This window comes from Halorubrum sp. C191, from assembly GCF_002727095.1.
GTDB classification, from domain to species: domain Archaea; phylum Halobacteriota; class Halobacteria; order Halobacteriales; family Haloferacaceae; genus Halorubrum; species Halorubrum ezzemoulense.
In genome coordinates, this window is sequence record NZ_NHNZ01000207.1 from 1 (window position 1) to 5,461 (window position 5,461).

Sequence of the window (5,461 nt, forward strand, 5' to 3'; positions counted from 1 at the left end):
GCTGCGTCCGTCCGAGGCGTCCTCCGGCTTGCCGTCGGGATTTATGCCGTCGCCGCGACAGCACGACGCATGGAGATTCTCCACACGTGTCTCAACGTGGCGGACGCCGACCGCGCCGCGGACTGGTACGTCGAGCAGCTCGGGTTCGAACGCGCTTGGGAGTTCACGACCGCCGACGGCGACACGCGCAACGTGTACGTCGCCGGCGACGGCGGCGTCGAGTTCCAGCTGTCTGACACGGACGGCGCGGCGCCGAGCGCGGACGGCGACCGCTACGACCACGTCGCCGTCGGCGTCGACGACGTGGACGCCGCGTTCGAGACGATCGACCACCACGGCGTCGTGAAGGAGCCGGGCGACCAGCCGGAAGCGGGGGCCCGGACCGCCTTCGTGAAGGACCCGGACGGCCACGTCGTCGAGCTGATCGAGCCTCTGTGAGCGGTCGGGCACCGAAGGCGGCGGTGCGTCCGGACCGGACGACGCGCGTACTTCGGCGGTCACCACCCGTCGTCGTCATCGCCGGGCCACACGTCCACGTCGACGTCGTCGAAGAACGCGGACGGTCCTCGACGACCGCCCAGACCAGCACCGTGATCAGCGCGAGAACGAAGAGGCGGCCGAACCGCCCCGCGTCCTCCGTTCCGAGGGCGTGGCCGAACGGCACCGCGTAGCCCACCCACACCAGCAGCCAGCCCCATCGCCTGTTCGCCTCCGTCCCGTGGCGCGGAGCGCCACGTACCCGAGCCCGGCGACGGCGACCGTCACGGGGAGTCCCGGGAGCGAGGAGAGCCGAAAGAGCCAGAACGCCGCGACGAACGTCGACACCGCGACGACGTGGTGAACGAGCGCTCCCCACCTGCCGTCACCCATACTATTAGCGTGGCTCCGAATCGCAAAAAAAGCGGACGCCAGAACAGGGAGTGCGGCGCGCGACTCCTTACAGGATCCCGGCGGCCTCGGCCGTCTCGACGATGTCTTGGGCCATCTTGTTGGTCGCCTCGTCGACCATCTGGCCGTCGACGCTCACGGCGCCTTTGCCCTCCTCCATCGCCTCGGCGTAGGCGTCGACGATGCGCTTGGCGCGCTCTGCGGTCTCCGGGTCGGGCGCGAACACGTCGTTGCCGATCTCGATCTGCGATGGGTGGATCGCCCACTTGCCGTCGCAGCCGATCATGTTGGCGCGCTCGGCGGACTGCCGGAACCCGTCGGCGTCCTCGATGTCGGCGTACGGGCCGTCGAGACACGGCAGGCCGGCCGACTTCGCCGCCGAGTTACACTCGGAGAGCGCGTGGTGCCAGTAGTGGCCGGGGTACTCTGGGAACTGGCCGATGTCGAGCCCGGGCGTGCCCATCGCCGCGGAGTAGTCTCCCGGCCCAAAGATGATCGAGGAGAGCCGGTCGGAGGCGTGCGCGATATCGTGGACGTTGTGGATCCCCTCGCCGTCCTCGATCTGGGGCTCGAGGCCGATGGCGCCGACCTCCAGCCCGTTGTTCACCTCGACCTGCCGGAGCAGGTTCTCGACGGTGTGAATGTCGCTGGCGGACTTCACCTTGGGGATGATGATGTCGTCGATGGACTCGCCCGCGGCGCCGACGACGGTGATCACGTCGTCGTACCACCACTCCGTGTCGATCCCGTTCATCCGGAAGCTGAGGACCTTGTCGCTCCAGTCCTCCTCGCGGGCCGCCTCGATGAGGGGCTCGCGGGCGTCCGGCTTGGCGTTGGGAGCCACGGAGTCCTCGAGGTCGAGGAACACCTCGTCGGCGTCGCTGTCGGCGGCTGAGTGCATCATCTTCTCGTCGCTCGCCGGGGTCGCGAGCTGCGTCCGGCGAAGGGTAACGTCCGTCATCTGTGTCGAATCTATCACGCTCGTCCATGAAAATAAAGCTACCTTACGCGGGGTATTTTCGCCGGGTCGAAAACGAGTTAACGGCTACCGAGCCGCGGTCGCTACGGCTTGACCAGCACCTTGATCGCCTCGCGCTCGTCCATCAGCCGGTACCCCTCGGCGACGCCGTCGAGGTCGACCGTCTCGGTGAAGATCGGCGCGGGGTCGAGCGTTCCCTGTAGCACGTCGGCCATCAGCTCCTCGGCGTATGCGCGGACCGGGGCGACTCCGCCCGCGAGCGTGACGTTCTGTCCGAACATCCCGAACACGTCGAGCCCCTCCTCCTCGACGCCGTAGGGGACGCCGACGTACCCGATCGTGCCGCCGGGACGGACGGCGTCGATCGCGGTGTTCATCGCGCTCGCGGCGCCGACGCACTCCATCACGTGGTTCGGCCCGCCGTAGGTGAGCTCTCGGATCCGCTCGACCGCGGCCTCACCGCGCTCGGAGACGGTCTCGGTAGCGCCGAACTCCTCGGCGAGTTCGAGCCGGTCCTCGTGGTGGCCGACGGCGACGATGCGCTCCGCGCCGAGCCGACGCGCCGCGAGGACGCCGCAGAGCCCGACCGCGCCGTCGCCGATGACGGCCACGGTCGACCCCGCCTCGACGCCCGCGCTGACCGCAGCGTGGTGGCCGGTGCCCATCACGTCGGTGAGCGGGAGCAGCGAGCGGAGCGTGTCCTCGTCGTCGGCGTAGCGGTCGGGCACGCGCACGAGCGTCCCGTCGGCGTGGGTCGACCGGACGTACTCGCCCTGTCCGCCGCCGTTGTCGCCGCCCCAGGAGTCGCCGTTCTCGCAGGAGGTGTGGAGCCCCTTCCGGCAGAACTCGCACTCGCCGCAGGAGATCGCGAACGGCGCGAGCACCCGGTCGCCGGGCTCGACCGAGGTGACGGCCTCTCCGACCGCCTCGACGATCCCCATCGGCTCGTGGCCGACCGGGGAGCCGGGGTCGCGCTCGCTGTCGCCGCGGTAGAACCAGAGGTCGGAGCCGCAGACCGCGGTGTGGGTCACGCGGACGATCGCGTCCGTCGGCGCCTCGATCTCGGGCCGGGGTCGCTCTTCCACGCCGATGTCGCCGGGACCGTTGAAGACGGCTGCTCGCATACAGTTCGCTTCCGGCGCGGGCGGCAAAAATGAGAGGGTGACGGAAGTCGCTCGGGCGCGGACCGACCGACCGATCAGCCAGCGGTGCCGTTCGTCGGCGGCTGGCCGGGCCCCGGCTGCGTCGGGCCCGTGGATCCGCCGTCGCCGGGCGGCGTCCGGTCGTTCGTCACGAGGAAGTCCGCGAGGTTACCGATCAGCGCGTCGTTGTCGGCGCGCCTGGCGTTGTCCGGCGACAGGAAGTCGCTGTCGCCGATCATGACGACCTCGTCGTTGCGGACTAACAGCGGCGCGTCCGTGGGCGCGCGCGTCGTCGAGAGCTCGCTGCCCTCGATCGGGCGCAGCACGTCGGTGCCGCCGGCCGGCGTCCCGACGGGCGTCGCCGACGGGAACACCGCGCGGTCGACGCCCTCGGTCAGCGACGCGTCGCCGGTCGCCTCGGCGTACACGCGCTGGTAGTTCAGGTCGTTCTCTTCCATGTTGTACACGTACCCACTCTCGGTCGTGACGTCGAGCGTCGCGTCGAGAGACGCCGCGCCCGGCTGCGAGTACGCCGCGTCGGGCTCGGTGGCGAGCACGACGTGACCGCCGGACTCGACGAACGACTCGATCGCGTCGATCTCGTCCGGCTCGTAGTCGGTCCGGAACGTCACGAACGCGTCGGCCTCGGCGAGCCGCTCGCCGAGCTGGGTCGTCTCCTCGGCGCCGGGCCGCGCGGGCCGTCGCTGCTGGTCCGGATCGGGGACGTACACGCCCACCTCGTGACCGTTCTCGATGAGCGCGTTCGCGAGCGGCCGGATGTCCCGGTCGGCGACGCCGCCGCCGCCGAGCCCGATGAGGCTGAAGGGGAGCACCGGACGGGCGGTGGCCGGTTCGACGCCGGGGTCGACGAGGACGGTCTGGGAGCCGGCCGAGGCGTCCATCTCGACCGTCGCCTGCCCGGGCGTGTCGTTCGCGATCAGGTCTGGGTTCTGGTAGTGGTCGTTCTGGATCGCCGGTGCGGGCGCGGCGCCGTCGGCGGTCACGTAGCCGGCGATCGCGGCGCCGCCGGTGACCGCCGCGAGGGTCACGACGAACGCGGCCGCGAGGGGGGCGACGCGGGTCACGCGCCAACACCTCCGCTGAGCCGCGCCGTCTCGTTCCCCGGCGTCCCGCGCTCGGTCGAGGCCGCGCCGCCGGTCCGCACGTCGGTCTCGGAGAACCGCTCGATCGTGTCGACGTGCGGGACGGCGGGCGTGTACACGTACGTCGAGGGCATCGGCTTCACGTCGGCGTACCCGGGGTCGTTCGCGTGGATCGCGACGATCCCGGTGTCGGTCCGGACGAGGAAGGGGATGCCGAACTCCTGTCCGGTCTCGCGGGTGTCGACCGTGTACTCGCCGAGTTCCTCCTCGGTCGCAGCCGCGTGAATCGCCTCGTTGAGCGAGCCGATCTCATCGGCGAAGCCGTTCTGAACGGCCTCGGTACCGAGGTAGGTGTCGGCCTTCGCGACCTCCTCGCGGGGCATCTCGAACTCGTCGCTACGCTCGGCCATCATCGCGTTGATGAACGTGTCCGCGAGCGTCTGTTGTTCGGCCCACGCCTGCGTCGGGTTGCTTCCGGCCTTGTCGGGGCCGCTCGGTCCGAGCGCGGTCGACGACGCTCGGGGCGCGGGAGCGTTCAGGCCGATGCTGCCGACCGTCGAGGTCGGGAGCACGTAGATCTCGTCCGCAGGCGCCATCGCGTAGTAGCCGCCCGAGGCGCTGATCGACTGGACGCTCGCGATGACGGTCATGTCATCGCTCGTCCGCTGGACCGCTTTGTACATCCGCTCGGAGGCGACGGGCGCGCCGCCGGGCGTGTCCAGCTTGAGGACGACCGCGCCGACGGACTCGTTGGCGCGGATGTCCGCTAGTTCGCTCTCAACGTCGTCGGCGAGGGCCGTGTTGACGGGCCCCTCTATCTCGACGACGGCGACGGTATCACTCGGTTCGTTTGTCGCCGCGTACACGCTCGGAGCGAGCACGGCGCCGACCAGAGCCGCGGCCAGCACGACGACAGCCACCTGCTGTCGCGACGTGAGGGCCGTGGAGGGCTTGTCTGCTGACATCGCCGTCTTATACGATCGGCAACTGTATGATAAAAACAACGACTCCGGGACGACGACGCCGCGAGCGACGGGGGCGAGACGGGTGGGCAAACCCGTCGCGAGGCCGGGAAGCGATCGCGCCCGTCGCCTACGGCTCCAAGACGACTCGGAACCGCGCCTCGTTGTCGGCCATCCGGTCGTACGCCGCGGCGACATCGTCGAGCGCGAACGTCTCGATCTCCGGCGCGATGTCGCGCAGGGCGCTGAACTCCAGCGTGTCCTGCGAGTCGCGGGCGTGCCCCGAGCCCCACCCCTCGACGGCGCCCCGCGTCCCGACCAGCTGCTGGGCGTCGACCGACACCGGCTCGCCGGGGATCCCGGCGACGATCACCGAACCGTCGACCC

The 5,461-nt window shown here is 70.3% G+C and carries 6 protein-coding genes and 1 pseudogene; 1 reads left to right on the top strand and 6 read right to left on the bottom strand.

Going from position 1 to position 5,461, the window contains the following annotated elements; genetic code table 11:
* Nucleotides 1–69 precede the first annotated feature (69 nt).
* Nucleotides 70–438: a VOC family protein gene (locus Z052_RS18245; protein ID WP_049931864.1), complete on the top strand. Its 369-nt coding sequence runs from the start codon at nt 70–72 to the stop codon at nt 436–438.
* A gap of 156 nt (nt 439–594) precedes the next feature.
* Here Z052_RS18245 and Z052_RS19990 read toward each other — a convergent pair whose 3' ends face one another.
* The 6 genes and pseudogenes from Z052_RS19990 to Z052_RS18270 all read right to left on the bottom strand — a co-directional run.
* The gene (locus tag Z052_RS19990; protein WP_129452292.1) at nt 595–870 is read right to left on the bottom strand and encodes a hypothetical protein; all 276 of its coding nucleotides are present in this window, start codon (nt 868–870) and stop codon (nt 595–597) included.
* Nucleotides 871–937: 67 nt separating this feature from the next.
* The gene (locus tag Z052_RS18250) at nt 938–1,849 is read right to left on the bottom strand and encodes a CoA ester lyase (RefSeq protein ID WP_049931863.1); all 912 of its coding nucleotides are present in this window, start codon (nt 1,847–1,849) and stop codon (nt 938–940) included.
* A gap of 101 nt (nt 1,850–1,950) precedes the next feature.
* A complete protein-coding gene (locus tag Z052_RS18255) occupies nt 1,951–2,991 on the bottom strand; it encodes a zinc-dependent alcohol dehydrogenase family protein (protein ID WP_049931862.1) in 1,041 nt (346 codons plus the stop codon).
* A 74-nt stretch (nt 2,992–3,065) separates the two neighbouring features.
* Nucleotides 3,066–4,094: a DUF4350 domain-containing protein gene (locus Z052_RS18260; protein WP_099289311.1), complete on the bottom strand. Its 1,029-nt coding sequence runs from the start codon at nt 4,092–4,094 to the stop codon at nt 3,066–3,068.
* Nucleotides 4,091–5,077: a S49 family peptidase gene (locus tag Z052_RS18265; RefSeq protein WP_049931860.1), complete on the bottom strand. Its 987-nt coding sequence runs from the start codon at nt 5,075–5,077 to the stop codon at nt 4,091–4,093. Before Z052_RS18265 ends, Z052_RS18260 begins: the two co-directional genes overlap by 4 nt.
* A gap of 127 nt (nt 5,078–5,204) precedes the next feature.
* Nucleotides 5,205–5,461, bottom strand: a pseudogene (locus tag Z052_RS18270) (alcohol dehydrogenase); the annotation flags it as partial.